Raw genomic sequence first — 22,420 nt, 5'->3', positions numbered from 1 at the left:
GGCGCCAGCGCGCCCGTCTGAGTCTGATCAGCGGGCGCTAACCAGCGTGTAGCGTGGGCCGGTAAGTAACCCGCCCTGCTCGTTCTGGGACAGCAGTCGATTGCTGGTCAGTCCGGCCACGGTGTGCGCTTTATCAGTGACGTTGCTGGCAATCTGTTTGATCGCCGCGTTCACCAGCATCCCCACCAGTCCGCCATTGTTATTGTTGTTATCTTCACTGTCGCTGGCAGTGGCCTTACCCTGCCAGATCTCTTTGCCGCTGCGCAGATCCACCAGCCGTGCCTGGGCCGTCACGGTCGTCACGCTGTCAATGACCCGATAGCTACTGCCATATTCGCTGATCGAGACATAGAGCGCGCTGTCGGCATGGAAAATCTCATTCAGACGCTTCGCGCTGACCGCCTGGGCATCAGTGGCGCTGGTCACGCCATTCTGCTGAAAGGTCTCTTCAACAACCGCCACCGGGAAGACGTAGTAACCGGCTTCGGCCAGCGGACGCGTCACCAGCGAGTTCAGGCTGTGAGCAGCGTTGATATCCGGTGATTTATTATCCGCAGGCAACACCAGAATTGAGGCGGGCTTGCTGGCACGAAACGCGCTGTAATCATAAGGTTTTTTCGGGTGCGCACAGCCGGTCAGCAACAACACCATCAGCGCGCCGCTCAGGGCAATCAGTTTTTTCACTGAACCACTCCTTGTTTTTTACTCATCAGAAAATCCATGTAAGGTGCCGATTCGGGAAACAGCTGCTTCTCGATGGCAAACTGCTCAAAGGCTTTATTGGTGTCGCCGGTTTTGGCAAAGAGCAGACCCAGCTGGGCATGCAGGCCAGGCGCAACCGGCTGGTTAACAGCACGGGCTTTTTCAATATCCAGATTCAGCGCATCAATCTGCTTCAGCGGATCGCTGCCCGGCTGATAGTAGCTGTAGACCTGCTGCTGATAATCGCCCCAGTAGTAGATCGTCTTCGGCGCTTTTGGCGCACAGCCGGCCAGCAGCGCTGCGGCAATCAGCAGGCTACTCAGTGTCATCATCTTCATTTACTGCTTCCTTATTTAGCCGGACGCCATGCGCCGTTGTTGATTCCATCCACTAAATGATCGACCGCTTCACGAATCGCCAGATCCATAACTTTGCCGTTCAGCGTTGAGTCATAGCTGCTGGTGCCGCCAAAGCCGATGACTTCACGCGCCGAAAGCTGGTACTCGCCTGCGCCCTGGGAGCTGTAGACCACTTCAGAAGTGGTGACATCCACCACGTTCAGATTCACTTTGGCATAGGCGACCTGCGTTTTGCCGCGGCCCAGAATGCCCCACAGCTGCTGATCGCCCACCTCTTTGCGGCCAAATTCGGTGATATCACCGGTGATGATGTAGTTCGCACCTTTGATATTCTGCTGGCTGCGTTTGAAATCCGACTCCTGCTGCAGCTCTTTCAGGTTGCTGCGATCCAGCACGCTGAAACGGTTGGTCTGCTGCAGATGGGTAATCAGAATGGTTTTCGACTGATTGCCCAGCCTGTCGACGCCATCAGAGAAGATGCCGTTCATGTACGAGGAGCGATTATCAAACTGGCCTACCGCAATCGGGCTGCGCACGCCCTGGTAAACCGGCTGACTGGCTGCGCGAACCTGCGGGGCCTGAATAGCGCGGGAAGATTCGGTGGCACAGCCGCTGATCAGCGACGCCATTAACAGGGAGAGTGCCGCAAAGGCATAATTTTTCTGCATTTCTAATCCATGAAGTAAAAGAGACGTAATCCGCGCCAGGGCGGTAAATTCTGGTTCTGTCGACAGTCGGAGTAATGCCATAGCATTCATGATGCCGGTCTGTAGACTGTCGGCAGCAGACAGGAAGATCTTTAAGGAAAATTGGCCAGTTAAATGAATTTAATTAATATGAAGATGAGAATATTGCTGGGGATGATTATTGCAGTGTCGCTCAGCGCCTGTCAGCAACCTGTGACAAAGCAACAGGATAGTGTGGCAAATCTTTGTCAGCCTGCGAAAGATCCGGACAGCAAATCCTGTCACTGGACTAATCAAATGCAGCCGGTGCTCAACAGGCAGTTCACGGATGCGGCGCGTTATGCGGGCCAGCAATGTCTGGTACGGATGGAGTGGCAGGCGCACAGCAGACATTATGCGGTGACCCAGACTCAGGGTGATGAAGCGCTCTGCCTGCGTGCCTGGCAGCTGGTGGCGCAGACCCGCGATCTGCCGCCGCCACCGGAGCCCGGGCAACCGGCGTGGTTCGGCTTTGCGCCGCGCGGTTAGCTGGCCAGACCTTCCTGACGCCACTGGCGCGGACTGATGCCAAACCAGCGGCGAAACGCGCGTGAGAACGCACTGACTTCCGAATAGCCCAGCAGCAGCGCCATCTCTGAGATCGGCAGCTGCTTTTGCTGCAGATAATATGTCGCCATTTCGCAGCGCACCTGATCCACCAGCGCGGTAAAGCTACTGCCCTCTTCGCGCAGTCGCCGCTGCAGTGACCAGCTCGACAGCCCGAGTTTATCCGCCACCTCTTCCAGCACCGGCTCGCCCTGCATCAGCGATAAATTAACCTGCGATCGCGCCTGTTCAATCATGCTTTGCTGTGACGTACCACGATTAAGCCGCCGGATCGCATCCTGCATCACCATCAACAGGATCGGATCGCTCTCTGGCATTGCGCGCAGCAGATCGCGCTTCGGGATCACCAGCGAATTAAACGGCTGATCGAACCAGACTGGCGCATCAAACACTTTACAGTGATCGTGCCACTGGCCGGGACGCGGATGTTCAAAGTGAACTTCACGAGGTGCCCAGTGCCTGCCTGCCACGTGACGGATCAGATTCATAAACATGCCAAGTGTAAGCTCGGCATCCTGACGGCGCGACAGGATTGCGCCGTGTCGCACCTGATAGTCGAGCCGCCAGCACTCCCCCTTATCCACCAGCCGGGTTAATGTGTCGTGCTGATGCCAGGGAAAGGCATTGACCACATTGTGCAGCGCCTGCTCCAGCGTGTCGGAGCACAAGCCGATATAACCTATCAGGCCTAATGACTGCGGTTTAAACTGCCTGCCGTAGTGCAAACCGAAGTTATCAAAACCAGAGTGACGCGCCGCCTCTTCCAGTACACGACAGTAGTTAACCAGTCCCAGACTCAGCGTCGGGCTGGCCAGGCGCTCGGGATCGATGCCGCTGATGCCGAAGATGCGATCAACATCGCCGCCCTGGGTATGAATAAAGTCGCTTAAGCCGGTCGCCGCCGCTGCCAGCACGCCGTGATTGCCTGCTCCCGCCGCTGCAGAACAGGCCGCAAAGGCATCAGGCTTTATCAGTGTCGGATTCATGGTCGCCTCTGTCAGAATTCAGGTGGATCACCCGTCACATGATCAGAGCAAATTCCATACCAGGTCCCCGATGCCTGCCACGCCGCCTGTGGGGGCGTCAGGCTGCGCGCGGGCATGGCATCGGGCACTGCGGCGGCGCAGTCACGCCCGCCGCTGGTGCATCAGACGCCAACCGGCAGCTGCTGACCGTCCAGATAGCGGCGGCAAAGACGAACCGAATGGCTGGCCCACTCCGGACCCAGACTGTGCGCCATTTCAGTCTCGGCATGGGATCCCACCCATGCAGTGAGCTGGATGCGACGCTGGATCAGCAGCGCAGGTAACATGGCCATCTCCGCGTCGCTGATATGCGCCACCTGCTCGTAACCGCGAATCCAGTGATCGATCCACTCTGGCGCGCGCGGATGATGCTCAACAAAACTGATCGCCGCCGCCAGATCGTGCAGATACCAGCCAAGTCCGCAGTCATCGAAGTCGATCACCCGCGTTTCACCCTTGTGCAGCAACAGATTGGTGAGTCGCAGATCGGCGTGGATCAGGCCATAACGATCCGATCCTTTGCCAAACTGCGCCATCGACGCACCCACCTGACTTATCGCCTGCTCGACCACGCCGTGATCGGCGGGATTAAGATTGGGCGCATCCTGCCAGCGTCCCCAGTGACTCTCGCTACCCGTCATGGTGTGGTGATCCCAGATAATCCGCTGGAAACCCGCAGGCGGCTGCCACTGTTTACTGTGCTGATGCAGCCGCGCGGTAATCCTGCCCAGCTGCTGAAAAGCGCGGGGATCGACGTCGGTGGTTGGCATCTCGCCATCAATCCAGTGAAACAGCACCACGTAGCGCTCACCGCCATCCGGCAGTCGCAGCGTCAGTACGGTTTCCCCCTCTTTGTCCGGCACCGCTTCCGGCACCATAATGCCGGTTTCACGCAGCGCATCGAGCCACAGCAGCTCACTGACAATGTCCGCTTTTTGATGGTAATCGCCGCGATGCAGCCGCAGTGCATAACGCCGGCCTGCTGCCTGCAAGAGGAATGTGGCATTCTCTGAGCGGCACAGCAGGCTGAGATCTCCCTGTAGCGCGGCGGGATAGCAGGCCAGCGCCTGCTGCGCCATCAGGGTGAGTTGGGAATCAGTCAGGTTGTCATATTGTTTAGCGCTCATCAGTCCGGCTCCTTTTCACTTGCGTTATCTCAGCATGCGTTGCCAGAAGGTGAGCTGCTTGACCTCAGAAGAGACAAAGTTGACCGCAGCGTGCATCCGGCCCGGTTGTTGCCTGTGAGTTGACCGTGGAGGACAGAAGTCACTGCGCCCGCGTCAAGTCGTGGTGAGTAATGCAACGGCATTATCACCTTACTTTAGTCGTAATGGCGGTGTAACGCCGCGTGCGACCAACAACGACGGGGATAACAGTATGACAAACAGACTCAAGCCCACGCTGGGCACCCTGCACCTGTGGGGGATTGCGGTTGGCCTGGTGATCTCAGGCGAATATTTCGGCTGGAGTTACGGCTGGGCTGTGGCAGGCACGCTGGGATTTCTGGTCACTACCGCGCTGATCGCCACACTCTATACCTGCTTTATCTTTAGCTTCACCGAACTGACCACTGCGATCCCTCATGCGGGCGGGCCGTTTGCCTACAGTCGTCGCGCCTTTGGCGAAACCGGCGGACTGATTGCCGGTCTGGCGACGCTGATTGAGTTTGTCTTTGCGCCACCGGCGATCGCCATGGCGATTGGGGCTTATCTCAATGTGCAGTATCCCCAGCTCAACCCAAAAACCGCAGCGGTCGGGGCTTACCTGGTGTTCATGACGCTGAATATTCTGGGTGTAAAACTGGCGGCGATGTTCGAACTGGTTGTCACCGTGCTGGCTGTCATTGAGCTGCTGGTGTTTATGGGCGTGGTCTCACCCGGCTTTAGCCTGGCGAATTTTGCTGCGCACGGCTGGGCAGGCAGCGATACCTTCGGCATGCCCGCCTTCTCCGGTATTTTCGCCGCCATTCCCTTCGCCATCTGGTTCTTCCTTGCCATTGAAGGTGCAGCGATGGCCGCCGAAGAGGCAAAAGATCCCACCCGAACCATTCCCCGCGCCTACATCAGCGGGATTCTGACGCTGGTGGTGCTGGCGATTGGCGTGATGCTGATGGCAGGCGGCGCGGGCGACTGGCGCAAACTCTCGGACATAAACGATCCGCTGCCGCAGGCGATGAAAATGATTGTCGGCGAACACTCTAACTGGATGCATATGCTGGTGTGGATTGGCCTGTTTGGTCTGATTGCCAGCTTCCACGGCATTATTCTCGGCTATTCACGGCAGTTTTTTGCTCTGGCACGCGCGGGCTATCTGCCGCCTTCTCTGGCAAAACTGTCACGTTTCCAGACCCCGCATCGGGCGATTATTCTCGGTGGCGTACTGGGCATCGCGGCGATTTACAGCGATGGCGTGATTAATCTGCAGGGAATGACGCTGACGGCGGCGATGATCACCATGGCGGTGTTTGGCGCGATTGTGATGTACATCATGAGCATGCTGAGCCTGTTTAAACTCCGCCGCAGCGCGCCGGAAATGCCCCGCAGTTTCCGCGCGCCGGGCTATCCGATTGTTCCGGGCATCGCCCTGCTGCTGTCGGTGGTCTGTCTGCTGGCGATGCTATGGTTTAACCCGGTGATTGGCGCGCTGTTCTTTGCCATCATGCTGGTCGGCTATATTTACTTCCTCGCAACCAAAGCGCAGCGCGACCGGGCGCCACAGGACACGATGCTGGTGGGCGAATAAACGCGGCGCGGCAGGATGCCGCGCCGGGGGTTACGTTCAGCGCCTGAAATCCAGGCGCTGAACGTCAGCGGATGTGCGGGACACTCAGCCGTTAAGCGGCCAGAGCCACGCCGCACCGCGTACGCCGCTGGAGTCGCCATGCTGCGCCTTCAGCACCGGCGTTTCACACTCCCCGCCAAACACCCACTGCTTCATCAGCACCGGCACAGTCTGATAGAGCCGATCCACATTGCTCATCCCGCCGCCCAGCACGATCACGTCAGGATCGATCAGGTTCACCACCTGCGCCAGCGATTTTGCCAGACGCAGTTCATAGCGGCTCATTGCCAGTTCGGCGATCGGATCCTGCTGCGCCAGCAGCGAGACGATCTCCGCACCTTTGCGATGTACGCCGCTAAGCCGCTGATAGTCGATACCAAAACCGGTGCCTGAAACAAAGGTCTCAATGCAACCCTGCTGCCCACAATAACAGGGCACTTCCTGACGATAACGCAGCTCATCTTCATCCATCCATGGCAGCGGATTGTGGCCCCACTCACCGGCATTACCGTTGCCACCGATGCGCGATTCACCGTTAATCGCGATACCTGCACCCGATCCGGTACCGATAATCACGGCAAACACCAGCGACTGTCCGGCACCGGCACCGTCGACCGCTTCCGATACGGCCAGGCAATTCGCGTCGTTGGCGATGCGCACTTCCCGGTTCAGCGCCTGAGCCAGATCTTTATCCAGCGGCTGGCCGTTAAGCCAGGTGGAGTTCGCATTCTTCACCCGCTTACTGAAAGGCGAAAGCGAGCCGGGAATGCCCAGGCCGACCGTGCCGGTCTCGCCAGTTTTCTGCTCCGCCAGCGTGACCAGATCAACAATTGCCTGCACCGTTGCCTGATAGTCGTCACGCGGGGTATTCACGCGGTGACGGAACAGCTCCTCTCCCTTATCTGACAATGCAATCACTTCTGTCTTGGTGCCACCCAGATCTATGCCTATGCGCAAGGTTACTTCCTCGTTATTCGTTCAGGTGAGAGATACAGTAAAAGGCGGCTGCCTTAAAGGCAATGAAACCACTCCGATGTTTCGCTATCATGCGCGCTGACTCTCGCAGACTTGTGCGCCCGATCGCGCCACGGTAAGGAATCCCGATGTTGTGGTTTAAAAATATGATGGTTTATCGTCTGAATCGTGACATTCCGCTGTCCGCAGATGAGATGGAAAAACAGCTCGACGCCTTCACTTTTTCACCGTGTGGCAGTCAGGATATGAGCAAGACCGGCTGGGTCTCGCCGATGGGTAACCGCAGCGACGCGCTGACCCACGAGAATAAAGGCCAGATTGTGATTTGCGCCCGCAAAGAAGAGAAAATCCTGCCTTCGCCGGTCGTGAAACAGGCGCTGGAAGCAAAAATCGACAAGCTGGAATCTGAGCAGAGCCGCAAGCTCAAAAAGACCGAAAAAGATTCGCTGAAAGATGAAGTGCTGCATAGCCTGCTGCCGCGTGCTTTCAGCCGTTTCAGCCAGACCTATTTGTGGATCGACACGGTCAATAACCTGATTATGGTGGACTGTGCCAGCGCGAAAAAAGCGGAAGATACCCTGGCGCTGCTGCGCAAAAGCCTGGGTTCACTGCCGGTGGTGCCACTTACCCTGGAAAATCCGATTGAACTGACGCTGACCCAATGGGTGCGTTCAGGCGACCTGCCAGCCGGGTTTGCGCTGATGGATGAAGCGGAGCTGAAAGCCCTGCTGGAAGATGGCGGCGTCATCCGCTGCAAGAAACAGGATTTGGTGTGCGATGAGATCGCCAACCATATCGAAGCCGGCAAGGTCGTGACAAAACTGGCACTCGACTGGCAGGAGCGTATTCAGTTCGTGCTGGCCGATGATGGTTCAGTGAAGCGTCTGAAGTTCAGCGACACGTTGCGCGACCAGAACGACGATATCGACCGTGAAGATTTCGCGCAGCGCTTTGATGCGGACTTTATTCTGATGACCAGCGAACTGGCAGCACTGACCAGTAATCTGGTGGAAGCGTTAGGCGGCGAAGCCCAGCGTTAAGCATTATCAGGGCGGCGCCGTTCCGCCCTGAAGTTTTGGCATACTTTGTCGATAACCGGGTCTTTGGCAAAGGAATTCCACTTATGTCCCGCTTATTTCGGCACCTGTTTTTATTTTGCACACTGTCGCTTCTTTCACTCTCTGCACGCAGTCAGCCCGCCTCGGATGATCCGCCCAGCGTCAGCCGTTTCGATGCGGTGCGCATCAATGATCGCCTGAATGTGATGGTGGCTATTCCCGGTAAAAACGGGGGCGCAATGCAGGTCTGGCAGGCTTATGATTGCCAAAAACCTTATGCCGAAGCGCTTTACCGCCACATGGTCGATGCAGAAGGCAGCCCACAAGGCCGGTTTTACGGCAATGAATATGGCCGCTACAGCGCACCTCAGCCTGGCTCAAATCAGGATCCGGCTGTTCTGAAAAAAATCTGCGGATTACCCGAAAGGTCAGTGCTATGGGAAAAAATTGAATCTGCTGATAAGTATGGTGCCACGACACTGATTGACGTTGCCAGCCTGAAGCGTGAGGCAGAGATATTGCGGGTCCGGGTCGGCACTGATTATGCGGCCAGCGATTTCGATCCACCCTATGATGCGCCCTACAGTCTAAAGGTCGAAAATTACCGTTTTAACTGCGAAACCGGTGTCAGTACACCGTTATCCGCATTTGATATTGATGACAACGGTTACGTAACCGATTCACTGGATGGAGGCCAGCTGGCGCGCCGTAAAACCGCTTTTGATCTGACGCCTCTGCTGCAAAAAACTTTTGCCCAGCTCTGTACGCTGCCAGATGTTAAGAGATTTCATGCACTGGGCCACTTCAGACCCGCTTCGCATAAGTCGCCCGGTTCGATGGCACAACAGATGCTACCCGACCTGAATGGCAATCCGGCCTCGGTGCTGGCCGCCGTCCCGCTTGCCCCTGCCCTGCAGCAACAACTGAAAACCCTGGTCCATCCCTGGGCCACACCGCGTTTTCAGCAGCTCAGCTGGGTCGAAAATAGTCGGGAAGGTCGCGTCAGCGTGCATATGGTGGCGGATGACGCTGGATTTATTCGCAAGCTGGAGGATTACGGTATCTGGAAAGTGCAGCGTCTGACGATTGCCAATGATATCCAGCTCGCCTATACCATGTCGATTTCCTATTCCCCTTCGCGGTTAAAACAACTTAGTTCGACGCTGCGTTATCCGCTAACCGCCGGACAGCACTATCAGAACGACGCGGTGAGTGAGAGTAGCGTGGGCAAGGATGAGGACAGTCATCAGCGGGAAACCTGTGCCGTCTCCAGCGGTGGCGACGCGCGAGAGATTAACCTGGCATTTAGCGGACGCTATCTGAAGGTAACCTGTACCATTGCGACAGACAAACAGCCTGTCACCGTCATAGAGAGTGCCTGGCTTGAAGACCTGCGGATTTTAGCGCCACTAAGGGCAAAAACAGGTGATAAACCGATGGGCGCTATCACCCTGAGTGATGTGAAGATTATTCGCTAGAAAAAAGGGCCGCTTAGCGGCCCTTTTTTTAATCTTTATCTTTCAGGTAACGGCAGAGATAGGAACTTGGCTCGCCAACCTGCAGATGAAACTCGCTGTGACCCGGCACATTAAACACCGAACCCGCTTCAAACCATTTCCACTCGGTCTCACCTGGCAGCAACACCTTAAGCGAGCCGCTAACGACGGTCATCTCTTCCGGCTGGCCGGTACCAAATGTGTATTCACCTTCAGACATCACGCCGACGCTGGCACGACCGGTGCTCGCACTGTCAAAACCAATAGATTTAACTTTTCCGTCAAAATACTCACTAACGTTGAGCATAATAGTTCTCCAGAGCACATGTTGTGTGTCTGGCAGTGTAGAAGGGAACCCGCTGATCTGTCACGCGAAATGATAGTCGTTTGTGATCTGTTCCGGCGGGAGAGATCAGACGCGCAGAGCGAAAAAGCGTTAAGCCAGTATTCCAGGCAGCTTTGTTGTGCGTCGGCAAGGGGATGTCGGGAATAAAGAGGCGATGGGCATAACTCAGGCAACGTACTGACAAACGGCGAAATGACGCTGAATATCAGGCTGGCCTCCCTGCCAGCCGCAATGCTTTACTCTTTTTCGACGTCTTCGTAGCGCGCTTTAGCATCGTGCGCTTCTTCTTCCGTCTCATGCTCACTGATTAATGAATTCGGTTTGGGATGATCAGCACGCAATTCATAAAAGGTTACCTTATTACCTTCAGGCCCCTTTTCAACAGTCACAATTTTCGCTTCACGCGGGTACGGCGGTCTGGTAGGCATACTGTGTCCCTCTTGTCTGAACAACATTCCACAGGACAGGCTGCTGCCTGTCATAGGATAAGTATAGACAATGCCATCTGAAGCGGGATCAAAGCGGGAAAAATCTGAGGGTTAGCTGGCGCGCGCCAGAGAAAGTGACAGCAGAATCTCTTCCACCACACACTCCGGTGCCTGCATGGCATTCACCTGATGATGGGCCGCCGCCTGGTAAAGGTGCGCGCGTTCACGCAGTACATCACTCATCTCGTCAGCAATCGGACGTCCGGTTAAGGTCGGACGCTGGGCCGCTTCAGGTTCGCTTTCCAGTCGCTCTGCCAGCACTTCGGGGGACGCGCTGAGCCAGATCACCTGCCCCTGCTCCTGCATAAAACGGCAGTTCTCTTCAGCCAGGATCATGCCACCGCCCGTGGCAATGACCGTCCTGGGGGCCGTGACTGCTTTCAGCGACTCCGTTTCACGGGCGCGGAAACCTTCCCAGCCTTCCGCCTCGACAATCTCCGTCACGCTGCGTTGCGTGCTGAGTTGCAGATGGTGATCGGTATCCGTAAAGGCGTAGCCCAGCGCCTGCGATAACGCCTCGCCGACCGTGGTTTTGCCGCAACCGCGAGCGCCAATCAAAAAGATGGGTAGTGACATCAGGGCCGTTCCTCCGCCTGACCGCGCGATGCGGCTGCATGGTTAGCTGATTAATGCGACGCATCATAACTGGAAATTATTATGGCCTCCACCTGTCAGGCATGATTTACGCTTTTTCCTCACATGAACAGCGATAATCTCTCTATTTTCAAGGGGAAATGCATGCACGTTTTGTGCATCAGGTGAGTAACCGGGCGCTAAAAAACGCATAAAACGGCGGCTGAAATGGGCTGGCAATATTTGCTTACCGCCCGGATTTTACTTTTCGTGTTGACGACCCCATATACTGATAACAATCGCCACAGGAGAGTCATCATGCAACGCGAAGAACAACAACTGATTGATGGGCTGTTCAGCCGTCTGAAACAGGCCGAAAGCCAGGCCGTGGCACGCGATGCCGCTGCCGAACAATTGATTAACCAGCATCTTCAGGCGCAGCCAGGCGCGCCTTACTACATGACGCAGGCAATCCTGATTCAGGAAGCGGCGCTGAAAAAACTCAATGAGAAAGTGTCAGCGCTGGAAAGCCAGGTGGCACAGTTGCAGCAACAGCAACAGCAGCAGCAGCCTGCACAGAGCAGCGGCGGCTTCCTGTCGGGACTGTTTGGCAGCGGTTCGCGTCAGCAGCCTCCCGTTCAGCAGCCGCAGCAACAGTCGCCGTGGAACAGTGCGCCGCAGCAACCGGCACAGCAGCAGTATGTCCCTGCCCAGGCACCCGCGCCACGCGGCACCGGTTTCCTTGGTGGCGCTCTGCAAACTGCCGTGGGCGTCGCGGGTGGTGTCGTGATGGCCGACATGCTGACCAGCATGTTCCACCATTCACAGCCGGAAGAGATTGTGAATATCATCAATGAGCCGCCGCTGCCGCAGGTGAATGATAATCTCAACACCTTCAACGGTGGCGATGACAATGCCGATAACTTTAACGGCGGTAACGACAGCGCCTTCCTCGACCAGAACACGGGCTGGGACAGCAATTATGCCGACAACAGCGATCTCAACGATTTTGGCGGCAACGATTTCGACGACGACGACAGCTTCGTTTAAGTTGAGCGTTTCTGCTGGGTGAGCCAGCTATCCAGTTCATTCGCAAACTGCTGGCGGTCACGCGGACTCATCGTCGCGGGGCCGCCGGTCTGCACGCCGCTTGACCGCAGCGTATCCATAAAATCACGCATCGTCAGGCGTTCGCGTATCGTCGCCGGTGAGTAACGCTCGCCGCGCGGATTCAGCGCTGCTGCCCCTTTCTCAATCACCTCAGCCGCCAGCGGAATATCGGCGGTGATCACCAGATCGCCGGGCTGACAACGTCTGACAATCTCATTGTCCGCCACATCAAAGCCAGCAGGCACCTGCAGCGTGCGCAGATACGGCGATGGCGGCACGCGCAAAAACTGGTTCGCCACAAAAGTGACCGTGGTCGCGGTACGATCCGCCGCACGGTAGAGCACCTCTTTGATCACATTCGGACAGGCATCGGCATCGACCCAGATAAACATCATGATTCCTTACAGTCAGAGAAGCCTGAGATCTTGCCGGGTTCCTCTTAAATGGCAAATTTAATTTGCGCCACGCTTTCCAGCGCGCTTGCAGCTGACTTGTTATTCGGGCTGGCTGAAGTAAGCTAGCTCACTGAGAAAAACGAATAATGTCCTAAGGAGATGGCGATGCTGGCAAAGAAAATCGGATTTATCGGCGGGGGAAACATGGCGAAAGCCATTATCGGCGGACTGGTCAACAGCGGCAAAATCGCCCCGTCTGATATCTTCGTTTACGATCGCAAAGCTGAGACCAACCAGGCGATGGCAGAGCAGTATGGCATCAACGCAGCAGAGAGCGCGGATGCGCTGGCGCGTGAAGTGGACATCCTGTTCGGCGCAGTAAAACCGAATGTCATTCTGAAAGTATTAAAAGAGCTGGCAGGCAGCCTGAAAAAAGAGGCGCTGGTGGTGTCGATTGCCGCTGGCGTGACGCTGGACTCGCTCTCATCCGTGCTGGGTTACGATCGCAAAATTGTCCGCGCAATGCCGAATACGCCCTCACTGGTGAGCGAAGGCATGACCTCGGTAACGCCTAACGTGCTGGTTGAGCAGGCGGAGATCGACGAAGTCGTGGCGATTTTTGAGAGCTTCGGCAAAGCGGCCGTAGTGGATGAATATCTGATTCACTCTGTGGTCGGCGTGAGCGGTTCTGCACCGGCCTACGTGTTTATGTTTATCGAGGCGATGGCGGATGCAGCCGTACTGGGTGGCATGCCGCGTGCTCAGGCCTATCAGTTTGCTGCGCAGGCGGTGAAAGGCGCGGCGCAGATGGTGCTGACCACCGGTAAACATCCGGCTGAACTCAAAGATATGGTCTGCTCTCCAGGCGGCACCACCATTGAAGCGGTGAAAGTGCTGGAAGAAAAAGGCATGCGCTCGGCAGTGATGGAAGCGATGCAGCAGTGCATGGCGAAGTCAGAGAAACTGAGTCGCAGCTAACCGGTGAGAAAGTACGCAGGGCGGCCCGTCAGCCTGGTCCGCCCTGCGTGCAGCTTAACTGATTTTCGCCTGACAGCGCGCCACCGCGTCAGAAAGCGTCATGGGGTGCTGCATCTGCTCCACCAGCTCAGCGGTCAGCGTATACATACCGCATGAGCAGATCGCCGCCAGTTGCCCCTGCTGACCATAAAACGCCATAAACTTTTTATCCTCCAGCGAACCGATTAGCTGGAATTCATCCCATTCTGCCGCGTGGCCAACATACTCATAACGAGTGCCATACTGGGTCGTCCAGAAGAACGGCACCCGATCAAAAGCGACGTTTTGATCCAGCATATTCCATGCGGCAGTCTGTCCCTGCTGATGTGCAACGCGATAGTGCTCAATACGCAGCGGCCCCTGTGCCGCCGGATAGGTGGCGATATCCCCCGCCACCCAGATATTATCAGCGACCCGCAACTGATCATCCGCCTGCAGGCTGCCATCCTCTGCCAGCGGCAGATCGTGAATAAAGTCGGTGGCCGGTTTAACCCCGGTCGCGAACAGCACAACGGTAGCATCCAGCTTGCGTCCGCCCTTCAGCTGCACGCCATTTACCTTCTGGTCACCCTGCAGCGCTTCGATCTCGCCCTGCACCCACTTCACGCCGTTTTGCTCATGAAGCTGGTAGAAATAGCGACCAATCTGCTCGCCAAACCGTTTAGCAAAAGGCAGTGCCTGGCGGGCAATGACTGTGACGTCAATATCGCGGTTACGCAGTGCCGACGCCAGTTCGGTACCGATAAAACTGTTGCCGATAATCACGATTTTATGGCTGGCATCCACCGCCTGAAGCAGCTCATCGGTCTGCGCTTTGCTGCGCAGCAGATGAACCCCGTCAAGATCGCTGCCCGGCAAATCGGGAAGAACAGGCGTCGCGCCGCTGGCGATCAACAGTTTGTCGAACGCAAGCGTACCGCCATCCTCGAAGATTAACCGCTGCTGCTGTGCATCCAGCCGGCTCACTGTAGCCTGGAGTCGTTCAACGTGGTCCATCACATCCGCTTTCAGCAGCTGCGGCACTTCGTTAATATCCATTTTTCCCGACGGCACAAATTTGGTCAGCGCGGTGCGGTCATAGGGTGCATCTGCTTCACGCTCGACCAGTATCAGGCGGCCTTTAAAACCTTCATGACGCAGACGCCATAGCGCTGCGCTACCCGCCGCGCCGCCACCCAATACCACATAGACCGGTGCATCTGCCCCGCTGCCAATGGGTGCTGCGGGTGACATCGCTTTGGGGTTTATCAGTACCCGGCCCTCTTCAATGCGAAGCGGGTACTGTTTGAGATCGGCTAACGCCAGCGGTTCACACATTTTGCCATCGGCGATATCAAACGCGGCTTTATGCCACGGGCAGACCAGCCGATCGCCGCAAATCGCGCCCTGTTCAAGCGGTGCGCCAGCGTGTGGACATTTCGCCTGAAAAGCACGGACGTTGTCACCGTCGCGAATCAATAATAGATCAACATCGCCGAGCGTCTTTTTAACCGGCTGTCGCTGCGGCAGATCGTTCAGGTCGACGGTAAATTGATAGTTCACGGCATGGCTCCTTTCACTGTTTCTGGTCTTATGCTGCACGGCAAAAAAGCCCGCTGCGCAATCCCCTACAAACAGAAAGTGTGGCAAAGGAACCGGGAAGCCTGATGAGGAATCTGTTTCAGAAAGATAACCTGCTGTTGTGGCAGGTAATTTAATCGGCGTTGAGGGGGAAGTGAATCCGCATCGGGCGGCAGATAGAAGCGGCCACCTGCGTGGCCGTGGGCATCATCAGCTCTTTTTCAGGCACTGACTCATAAAGGTTTTACGGGCATCGCCTGCCAGTTTTTTATCACCGGCTTCACCGTTACAGCTTTTCATTTTCATCTGCTGCGGTGACATCTGCGACATCTTGCTGTCCTTTTTCAGGCATTCACTCATAAAGGTTTTGCGCGCATCCCCTTTGAGATCCTGTGATTTCGCATGCTGGTTGCACATCGTCATTTTCTCCTGCTGCGGAGTTTTCTCCGCAGCACCTGCCAGCCCGCTGACCAGCAGGCCTGCCATCATCATCGCCATTAAACCGACTTTCATCTTGATAACTCCACAGTGGATTGTCCTCTATTATTCTGGCAGCGAATAAGCAAAGCAGAAAATGTTTGAGGTCAAAGTGATGGGAAGATCCCATTCCCGACCTGTTCCGGGATCAATACTGGCGGGGATGATGGAGCAGCTTTTCAATGTAATTGCGCAGCAGGCGTGCATCGTTATCATCAGCATCAGCCACGTTGTCCATAGCGCTTTCAATGCTGGTGGTGATTGCCAGATGTTGTTGCGGCTCCAGCTTGCGAACCAGCGCAGTGACAACGATCTCCAGTGCTTCAATCTGCGCCATTTGCTCTTTCGCTGTCGCCTCTTTTTCAGCCAGCTTTACCAGTAACTCAGCAATCAGGTTTTTCATGCTGTTGTCTCAGCGGTGGAAAAAAGCTGAAATTATCACCACGCTGGCTAAAAAAACAGAGGGCGACAGCCATTTTTTCAGTGGCTTAGCCCACATTTATCCCATCTGTTCAGCCATTTACGGTTATTTTGCTGGCGAAACGTTTTGCGGGGTTGCACTGCCGCGGTTAAATGTCGCTTGCCTGAAATGAAACAGAGAAGCTTAACGAGGATTTACGAATCCGTGACCCGGCCCGCCACCGTGTCCGCCCCAACCGCCGCCGGGAGGCGGGAAAATACATCCACTTAATGCAGTCACTAATCCCACAACAGCCACCAGCTTAATGATTCGTACCCTATCTACCTCAGATTGAAAAAATCGGGCGGAGTGTATGAAGCCGCTGGCATGGCGACAAGTGAGATTCCTCTGCTTCAGGCGGCTATTCATCTTTGCTGACCATACTTAACGTTTTACCGCCAGTATGTCGTCGTATTCTCAACATCCCGGTGAGTTTGTTAACAGGACTATTTGTGTAAATCGGGAGGGTGAACACTTTACAGACTGACGAATTTTGCGCATTGTGAGCGCATTACATTTACAGGATAAAATCATGACTCTCTCTCTGGCTACTTTCAGTGACATCCTCTCCCGGCGCGACTGGGAGAACCCGGTCGTGACCTCGCTGCATCGTCTGGATGCCCATCCGCCATTCGCCAGCTGGCGCGATGAAGCGGCGGCGCGCGATGATCATCCTTCGGCGTCACGGCAATGTCTCAACGGAGAGTGGGGATTTAGTTACTTTGCTCAGCCTGAAGCGGTGCCTGCCAGCTGGTTATTGCAGGATCTGCCGGATGCCAGCACGATTCCGGTCCCGGCTAACTGGCAGATGCACGGCTTCGATGCGCCCATTTACACCAACGTACAATATCCGATTCCCGTTAATCCTCCGCTGGTTCCCGCCGGGAATCCCACCGGATGTTACTCGCTCACATTCACGACTGACACAGCCTGGCTCGATTCGGGACAGACACGCATCATTTTTGACGGCGTAAATTCGGCTTTTCACCTGTGGTGCAATGGGCGCTGGATTGGCTACTCTCAGGACAGCCGCCTGCCCGCCGAATTTGACCTGAGTCCTCATCTGCGACCGGGTAAAAACCGGCTGGCGGTGATGGTGCTGCGCTGGAGCGACGGCAGCTATCTGGAAGATCAGGATATGTGGCGGATGAGCGGCATTTTCCGCGATGTCACATTACTGCATAAACCGCAGGTGCATCTGGCCGACGTTCAGCTGGAAACCCGGCTCAGCCCGGAGTTTACCCGTGCCGAGCTACGCGCCCAGGTCCGCGTCGCCTTACCGCCGGACGCCACCTCGCGCTATCAGCTGCGCCTGACGCTGTGGCAGGGTAAACAGCAGGTTGCGCAGTGTCAGCAGCCGCTGGGCAGCGCGATCATTGACGAACGGGGTCACTATCCTGAACGCGCCCTGATCAGCCTGCCGGTTGAACAGCCCGCGCTGTGGAGCGCCGAAACGCCCCACCTCTATCGTGCTACGCTGGCGCTGCTGGATGGCGATCAGCAGCTGGTCGAAGTGGAAGCTTACGATGTTGGCTTCCGTCAGGTCACCATCGACAACGGCCTGCTCTGCCTGAACGGCAAACCGCTGCTGATCCGGGGCACCAACCGTCACGAGCACCATCCGGAGCACGGTCAGGTAGTGGATGAGGCGACGATGCGCCGCGACATCGAGCTGATGAAGCAGCACAATTTCAATGCGGTCCGCTGTTCGCACTACCCTAATCATCCGCTCTGGTACCGGTTGTGTGACCAGTACGGGCTTTATGTCGTGGATGAGGCCAATATCGAAACCCACGGCATGCAGCCGATGAACCGGCTCTCCGATGATCCCCGCTGGTTCGCGGCCTACAGCGAACGTGTCACGCGCATGGTGCAGCGCGATCGTAATCACTGCAGCATTATCATCTGGTCGCTGGGCAACGAGTCAGGACATGGCGCCACCCATGACGCGCTCTACCGCTGGGTGAAAAGCAGCGATCCAACCCGTCCGGTGCAGTATGAAGGCGGCGGTGCAGATACCGCCGCAACCGATATTATCTGCCCGATGTATGCCAGGGTTGATGAAGATCAGCCGTTCCCGGCAGTGCCGAAATGGTCGCTGAAGAAGTGGATCGGTCTGCCGGGCGAAACGCGTCCGTTGATCCTGTGTGAATACGCGCATGCCATGGGCAACAGTTTCGGCGGTTTTGCGAAGTACTGGGAGGCCTTCCGTCAGTTCCCGCGACTGCAGGGCGGCTTCGTCTGGGACTGGGTGGATCAGAGCCTGACCCGCCATGATGAACAGGGCAACTCCTGGCAGGCTTACGGCGGTGATTTTGGCGATAAGCCTAACGATCGTCAGTTCTGTATGAACGGGCTGGTGTTTGCCGATCGCACGCCACATCCAGCGCTTTATGAAGCGCAGCGCGCCCAGCAGTTTTATCAGTTTACCGTTGATCCCCGCGATCCGCTGAGCGTTACGATCAGCAGCGACTATCTGTTCCGCCACAGTGATAATGAAGTGCTGCGCTGGTCCATTGAGCAGGAAGGAGAGGTGGTGACAGAAGGCGAAATAGTGCTGGATATCACCGCGCAGAGTCAGCAGCGGATCACGCTGCCTACACCGCCCGCGTTATACGGCGAATGCTGGCTGAACGTCGCGATTCATCAGATCAACGCCACACCCTGGAGCGTTGCTGGCTGGCGCGTCGCCTGGCACCAGTGGGCGCTGCCCTCGGCGCTGGCGATGCCATTACAGCCAGAGGCTGCCGAAGCACCTGTGCTGCACAATGATGCCAGTGACATTGTTGTCACTCATCAGCAGCAACGCTGGCATTTTTCACGCCACAGCGGCGAACTGACGCAGTGGTTTGTCAATGAGGAGCCGACGCTGCTCTCCCCTCTTCAGGACTGCTTTATCCGCGCGCCGCTGGACAATGACATCGGCACCAGCGAAGCGGAACGGGTTGATCCTGATGCCTGGGTTGAACGCTGGAAAACGGCGGGTTATGACCAGATGAGCAGCAGTCTGGTATCGATCACGGCGAATACGTTGTCGCAGGCAGTGCAGATTGAGACGCTGCATGGCTGGCTCGCCAACGGTGAGCTCGCGTTCATCAGCCGTAAACGTTATGTGATCAACGCGCAGGGTGAGTTACAGCTGCAGCTGTCGGTTGAGCAGTCGCGCGGATTGCCACCGCCCGCACGCATCGGCTTGCGCTGTGAGCTGGCACACATCCCGCAGCAGGTTAGCTGGCTGGGCCTGGGTCCGCATGAAAACTATCCCGACCGCCAGCTGGCCGCGCAGTTTTCCCGCTGGCAGCTGCCGCTGGATCAGCTATCAACGCCCTACGTTTTCCCCAGCGAGAATGGTCAGCGTGGCGGTACGCGTCAGCTCGACAGCGGCAGCTGGCAGGTCAGCGGCGACTTCGCTTTCTCGCTGAGCCGCTTCAGTCTGGAGCAGCTGCGGGAGACTTCACACCGCCACCTGCTGCGTCCTGAAACGGGCTGCTGGCTGCATCTGGATGCGTTTCACATGGGCGTTGGCGGCGATGACTCCTGGAGCCCCAGCGTCAGTCCTGAGTTTTTACTGACTCAGCAGCGCTGGCAGGCTGAGCTGACGATTTCTCAGCCAGAGGCAGCTCGGTCTTCGGACGCCGGTAAAAACGCTTCAGAAACAGCACATTAATCAGCACCACCACGGCGGTGGCAAAAAAGACCCAGCGGAAACCTGCCACCGCCGACACCGCAGCCCCCAGTAGCGGGCCTGCGACATTGCCGAGATACATAAACGACTGGTTATAGCCGAAGATTCGCCCGGTGATGTTGTCGCGTGAATGGCGTACCAGAAGCGTCTGCACCGCAGGCATCATTGCGCCATCGGCGAAGCCCAGCAGAAACCGCAATATCCCCAGCTGTGTCGTGCTGGTCACAAACGACATCGCAACAAACAGCAGCAGCGAGATAACCATTGTCGCCAGCAGGATACGCTGCGTGCCGATGCGATCGCCGAGTCGCCCCAGCCGGGGTGCCGCCAGCAGCGCTGAGACGCCTGGCAGCGCGGCAATCACGCCACTCAGAAAAGCGATATTCTCCGCAGTCGGTGCCAGTTCACGCACAAACAACGTCAGAATCGGGTTCACCGACCCGTTGCACATCTGAATCACCATGGTGGTAAAAAAGAGGCAGAGCATCAGCTTTGGGTTATCCAGCGAGCGGAAAACCTCGCGTCCGCTGAGCTTATCTTTTTTACTGACCGGGATATAACCGGTCTCTTTAATCAGGAACAGCGTCACCAGAAAGCTGACCATCAACAGCACCGCAGTGACAATAAACACCGTACGCAAACCGACCCAGTCGGCCAGCAGCCCGCCCAGCATGGGCCCCAGAATCACCCCGCCAATCTGACCGGTTGAGACACAGCTCAGCGCCCAGCCGCTTCGTTCACGCGGAACCTGAGCCGCCACCAGCGCCATGGCGTTGGGGATATATCCGGAGGTTAGCCCCATCAGGGCACGCAGCAGCAGCAACTGCCAGGCCTCCGTGACAAAAGCCTGCAGCAGGATCACCACGCCCATGCCAAAAGCCGCACGCAGCAGCATCAGTTTACGACCTTTGCGATCGGCCAGGCTGCCCCATAGCGGCGCCACCGCCGCCGAGACCACAAAGGTGATACTGAAGGTAAGACCCGACCAGAGGCTCAGTGATTCGCCACCGGTTACGCCTAGCTGTTCAAGGTAGAGCGGCAGAAACGGGATAATCTGACTAATCGCCAGTCCGGTAAAAAAGCAGCCAAACCAGACCGAGATCAGGTTTATCTTCCAGGGTTCAATAGTGCGTGGCATGAGCAGACGATATAAAGAGAGGGAAGGCTCAGTCTAACGCGCGCATTCTCAGCGTGACCGACAAAACATGGCACATAGAGTGAAAGAACGGATTCTGCTTTGATTCGGCTCAATTACCGGCACAAATTTCACCGACGCAGGAATTCAGAGTGCGAAGCGCGCGGATGACAGACGGCACTGAAACGCGCTTCTTAAACGCCCCCTCATCAATATGGAAAAATATGTCATTCTGTTACTGACAACCCCGCTCCCCGCTTCTATGTTTAAAAAACCGCCAGCCGTGGCGGTGTGGCGATCATTCTGATCGGTGCGACGTCCTCCGCAAAAAACGGTGCAGACCATCCGGCTACGCTGAGGCAAACCAGCTTATTTCATACAGATACGCCCTTACTCAGCAGTAAGGGGCAGTGGCGTGTTTCAGCGGAGGTGGGGAAATGAGAGTACAACCAAATAGCGCCAGCCGTGCAATCAGCGACTATTTTAAAAGCCCGGCCTGGCGGACACCGCCAGAGTCCGATCTGCTGGCGGTGATCCTGCGTGAAATAATGGAAGCGGGCGAGCCCGCCACCAGTAAAGTGCTGATTGCGCGGGTGATCGATAAACTGGAAGTAGAGGGCGACGAGATGCAGTTGCAGCGTTATCGCACCTTGCTGGCTCAGTTGATCGACACGCAGCCGGAGCCGTAAATCAACCCGGCGTCTACTTCACCCAGCGTAACTTATCCGCTTCGCTGACGCTGGCACGTCCGCTGCTGCGCTGAAACAGGCAGAGCTCCCGTCCCCGCTTATTTTTCATGTGCTGCTGCGGGTAGCGTCCCTCCAGCAACAGTGCACTGTAACCTGTGTTGTCGTCATATTCGATCGGTTCGCCCAGCACCCTGACTTTGCTCAGGTGGCTGGCGTTGACGCACGCCTGAACCATCACCTCGCGGCTCTTTTTCCAGGCGTCTTCACTGGACGCATGCGCCAGTGTGCTGCTGAGTAACAACGTGGGCAGAAATGCCACTATGCGTTTCATCTTCTTCTTCGCTCCTGTTCCGGTCCGCGGACGCTAAAAAAATTCCCGCCGGGGCGGGAATAAACAAGACGAGCACTATCTATTGTGTGACGAGGAAGTTTCTCAAACGCGCAGCTATCCTCGCCTGCCGTTATGACAAGCCTATGACATTCTGGCCATTAGCCACAATAAACTGAGCTGATATTGCCATTTTTATCGGCCAGGAAATTAAGCCGGTTGAGATTAAAGTCCATGGTGACGGCTGAATTATAGGGGATCGGACGCACCTGCTGTTCGAAGTGCTGACCCTGCAGTGCGGTCAACGGTTTGCCGATATAGTGTTGAAACTGTGAGGCGCCGCAGCGGTCAGCGTCGGGATCCTGCGCCACACGGGCAGTGTCGGGTTGAGAGGCAGATTGACAGGCGGTTAATGCGAACAGACCGACTACCAGCAGCCCTTTTCCATAAAATCTCACGTTTATTCTCC

25 protein-coding genes are annotated in these 22,420 nt (G+C 56.4%); 9 read left to right on the top strand and 16 right to left on the bottom strand.

The genetic code is table 11. The annotated features are described in order from the left end of the window. Positions 1-27 precede the first annotated feature (27 nt). From Q7C21_RS13540 to Q7C21_RS13530, 3 genes are read right to left on the bottom strand one after another with little or no spacing between them, the layout of a single operon-like run. Positions 28-684, bottom strand: coding sequence for a DUF799 domain-containing protein (locus Q7C21_RS13540; RefSeq protein ID WP_003852482.1), 657 nt, complete (start codon positions 682-684; stop codon positions 28-30). After that, entirely contained in the window at positions 681-1,040 is a 360-nt protein-coding gene (locus Q7C21_RS13535; protein WP_008924868.1) for a DUF4810 domain-containing protein, read from the bottom strand. Before Q7C21_RS13535 ends, Q7C21_RS13540 begins: the two co-directional genes overlap by 4 nt. An 11-nt stretch (positions 1,041-1,051) precedes the next feature. Then, a complete protein-coding gene (locus Q7C21_RS13530; RefSeq protein ID WP_008924867.1) occupies positions 1,052-1,729 on the bottom strand; it encodes a CsgG/HfaB family protein in 678 nt (225 codons plus the stop codon). Positions 1,730-1,897: 168 nt separating this feature from the next. On the opposite strand from Q7C21_RS13530, the gene Q7C21_RS13525 reads away from it, so the two are divergent. Continuing rightward, complete coding sequence (locus Q7C21_RS13525; protein ID WP_225613881.1) at positions 1,898-2,275, top strand: cell envelope integrity TolA C-terminal domain-containing protein; 378 nt, start codon at positions 1,898-1,900, stop codon at positions 2,273-2,275. Here the strand turns inward: Q7C21_RS13525 and Q7C21_RS13520 are convergent. Both Q7C21_RS13520 and Q7C21_RS13515 read right to left on the bottom strand, forming a co-directional pair. Further along, positions 2,272-3,339: an AraC family transcriptional regulator gene (locus tag Q7C21_RS13520; RefSeq protein WP_003852478.1), complete on the bottom strand. Its 1,068-nt coding sequence runs from the start codon at positions 3,337-3,339 to the stop codon at positions 2,272-2,274. The genes Q7C21_RS13525 and Q7C21_RS13520 overlap by 4 nt on opposite strands. A 161-nt stretch (positions 3,340-3,500) precedes the next feature. After that, entirely contained in the window at positions 3,501-4,505 is a 1,005-nt protein-coding gene (locus tag Q7C21_RS13515) for a phosphotransferase enzyme family protein (protein ID WP_375150788.1), read from the bottom strand. Positions 4,506-4,755: 250 nt separating this feature from the next. Here Q7C21_RS13515 and eat point away from each other — a divergent pair, with 250 nt between their 5' ends. Continuing rightward, positions 4,756-6,120 carry an ethanolamine permease gene (gene eat / locus Q7C21_RS13510; protein ID WP_008924864.1) on the top strand — a complete coding sequence of 455 codons (1,365 nt, stop codon included), beginning with the start codon at positions 4,756-4,758 and terminating at the stop codon, positions 6,118-6,120. Between the two features lie 84 nt (positions 6,121-6,204). Here the strand turns inward: eat and mak are convergent, their stop codons facing one another. Next, positions 6,205-7,116, bottom strand: coding sequence for a fructokinase (gene mak, locus Q7C21_RS13505; RefSeq protein WP_003850052.1), 912 nt, complete (start codon positions 7,114-7,116; stop codon positions 6,205-6,207). Between the two features lie 146 nt (positions 7,117-7,262). On the opposite strand from mak, the gene rdgC reads away from it, so the two are divergent. Both rdgC and Q7C21_RS13495 read left to right on the top strand, forming a co-directional pair. Continuing rightward, on the top strand, positions 7,263-8,174 hold the full coding sequence (rdgC, locus tag Q7C21_RS13500) for a recombination-associated protein RdgC (RefSeq protein WP_003850053.1): 912 nt from the start codon (positions 7,263-7,265) through the stop codon (positions 8,172-8,174). Positions 8,175-8,257: 83 nt separating this feature from the next. Beyond that, on the top strand, positions 8,258-9,670 hold the full coding sequence (locus Q7C21_RS13495; protein WP_182630058.1) for a hypothetical protein: 1,413 nt from the start codon (positions 8,258-8,260) through the stop codon (positions 9,668-9,670). Between the two features lie 28 nt (positions 9,671-9,698). On the opposite strand, the gene ppnP is transcribed toward Q7C21_RS13495, so the two are convergent. The 3 genes from ppnP to aroL form a co-directional block, all read right to left on the bottom strand. Then, on the bottom strand, positions 9,699-9,995 hold the full coding sequence (gene ppnP / locus Q7C21_RS13490; RefSeq protein WP_003850060.1) for a pyrimidine/purine nucleoside phosphorylase: 297 nt from the start codon (positions 9,993-9,995) through the stop codon (positions 9,699-9,701). Positions 9,996-10,270: 275 nt separating this feature from the next. Continuing rightward, positions 10,271-10,462 carry a YaiA family protein gene (locus tag Q7C21_RS13485; RefSeq protein ID WP_003850063.1) on the bottom strand — a complete coding sequence of 64 codons (192 nt, stop codon included), beginning with the start codon at positions 10,460-10,462 and terminating at the stop codon, positions 10,271-10,273. 111 nt (positions 10,463-10,573) lie between these two features. After that, positions 10,574-11,098 (bottom strand): shikimate kinase AroL, encoded by a 525-nt coding sequence (gene aroL / locus Q7C21_RS13480; RefSeq protein ID WP_003850067.1) that lies wholly within the window; start codon positions 11,096-11,098, stop codon positions 10,574-10,576. Positions 11,099-11,413: 315 nt separating this feature from the next. Between aroL and Q7C21_RS13475 the strand changes: the two genes are divergently transcribed. Further along, complete coding sequence (locus tag Q7C21_RS13475; RefSeq protein WP_375150787.1) at positions 11,414-12,145, top strand: DUF2076 domain-containing protein; 732 nt, start codon at positions 11,414-11,416, stop codon at positions 12,143-12,145. Here Q7C21_RS13475 and Q7C21_RS13470 read toward each other — a convergent pair. Continuing rightward, positions 12,142-12,597 carry a YaiI/YqxD family protein gene (locus Q7C21_RS13470; protein ID WP_003850071.1) on the bottom strand — a complete coding sequence of 152 codons (456 nt, stop codon included), beginning with the start codon at positions 12,595-12,597 and terminating at the stop codon, positions 12,142-12,144. The genes Q7C21_RS13475 and Q7C21_RS13470 overlap by 4 nt on opposite strands. A gap of 168 nt (positions 12,598-12,765) precedes the next feature. Between Q7C21_RS13470 and proC the strand changes: the two genes are divergently transcribed. Further along, entirely contained in the window at positions 12,766-13,578 is an 813-nt protein-coding gene (gene proC / locus Q7C21_RS13465; RefSeq protein WP_003850072.1) for a pyrroline-5-carboxylate reductase, read from the top strand. 54 nt (positions 13,579-13,632) lie between these two features. Here proC and Q7C21_RS13460 read toward each other — a convergent pair whose 3' ends face one another. The 3 genes from Q7C21_RS13460 to iraP form a co-directional block, all read right to left on the bottom strand. Next, the gene (locus tag Q7C21_RS13460; RefSeq protein WP_105099448.1) at positions 13,633-15,159 is read right to left on the bottom strand and encodes an FAD-dependent oxidoreductase; all 1,527 of its coding nucleotides are present in this window, start codon (positions 15,157-15,159) and stop codon (positions 13,633-13,635) included. Between the two features lie 228 nt (positions 15,160-15,387). Then, a complete protein-coding gene (locus Q7C21_RS13455) occupies positions 15,388-15,690 on the bottom strand; it encodes a PsiF family protein (protein WP_003850074.1) in 303 nt (100 codons plus the stop codon). Positions 15,691-15,802: 112 nt separating this feature from the next. Beyond that, positions 15,803-16,057 (bottom strand): anti-adapter protein IraP, encoded by a 255-nt coding sequence (iraP, locus tag Q7C21_RS13450; protein WP_003850075.1) that lies wholly within the window; start codon positions 16,055-16,057, stop codon positions 15,803-15,805. On the opposite strand from iraP, the gene Q7C21_RS13445 reads away from it, so the two are divergent. Then, positions 16,056-16,247, top strand: coding sequence for a hypothetical protein (locus Q7C21_RS13445; RefSeq protein ID WP_375150786.1), 192 nt, complete (start codon positions 16,056-16,058; stop codon positions 16,245-16,247). The genes iraP and Q7C21_RS13445 overlap by 2 nt on opposite strands. A 399-nt stretch (positions 16,248-16,646) precedes the next feature. Further along, positions 16,647-19,781 carry a beta-galactosidase gene (locus Q7C21_RS13440; RefSeq protein WP_375150785.1) on the top strand — a complete coding sequence of 1,045 codons (3,135 nt, stop codon included), beginning with the start codon at positions 16,647-16,649 and terminating at the stop codon, positions 19,779-19,781. Here Q7C21_RS13440 and Q7C21_RS13435 read toward each other — a convergent pair. Further along, complete coding sequence (locus Q7C21_RS13435; RefSeq protein ID WP_071591687.1) at positions 19,666-20,937, bottom strand: multidrug efflux MFS transporter; 1,272 nt, start codon at positions 20,935-20,937, stop codon at positions 19,666-19,668. The genes Q7C21_RS13440 and Q7C21_RS13435 overlap by 116 nt on opposite strands. Positions 20,938-21,371: 434 nt before the next feature. Between Q7C21_RS13435 and Q7C21_RS13430 the strand changes: the two genes are divergently transcribed. Continuing rightward, the gene (locus Q7C21_RS13430; RefSeq protein ID WP_003850078.1) at positions 21,372-21,623 is read left to right on the top strand and encodes a biofilm development regulator YmgB/AriR family protein; all 252 of its coding nucleotides are present in this window, start codon (positions 21,372-21,374) and stop codon (positions 21,621-21,623) included. 13 nt (positions 21,624-21,636) lie between these two features. On the opposite strand, the gene Q7C21_RS13425 is transcribed toward Q7C21_RS13430, so the two are convergent. Together Q7C21_RS13425 and Q7C21_RS13420 are read right to left on the bottom strand one after the other, a co-directional pair. Next, positions 21,637-21,954, bottom strand: a complete 318-nt coding sequence (locus tag Q7C21_RS13425; protein WP_003850079.1) for a hypothetical protein — start codon at positions 21,952-21,954, stop codon at positions 21,637-21,639. Positions 21,955-22,112: 158 nt separating this feature from the next. Continuing rightward, entirely contained in the window at positions 22,113-22,409 is a 297-nt protein-coding gene (locus tag Q7C21_RS13420; RefSeq protein WP_003850080.1) for an I78 family peptidase inhibitor, read from the bottom strand. Positions 22,410-22,420: the final 11 nt, after the last annotated feature.

It is taken from the genome of Pantoea sp. ANP04, from assembly GCF_041982285.1.
In the GTDB taxonomy this organism is placed as follows: Bacteria; Pseudomonadota; Gammaproteobacteria; order Enterobacterales; family Enterobacteriaceae; genus Pantoea; species Pantoea eucalypti.
This window is presented reverse-complemented; position numbering and strand designations above follow the sequence as displayed.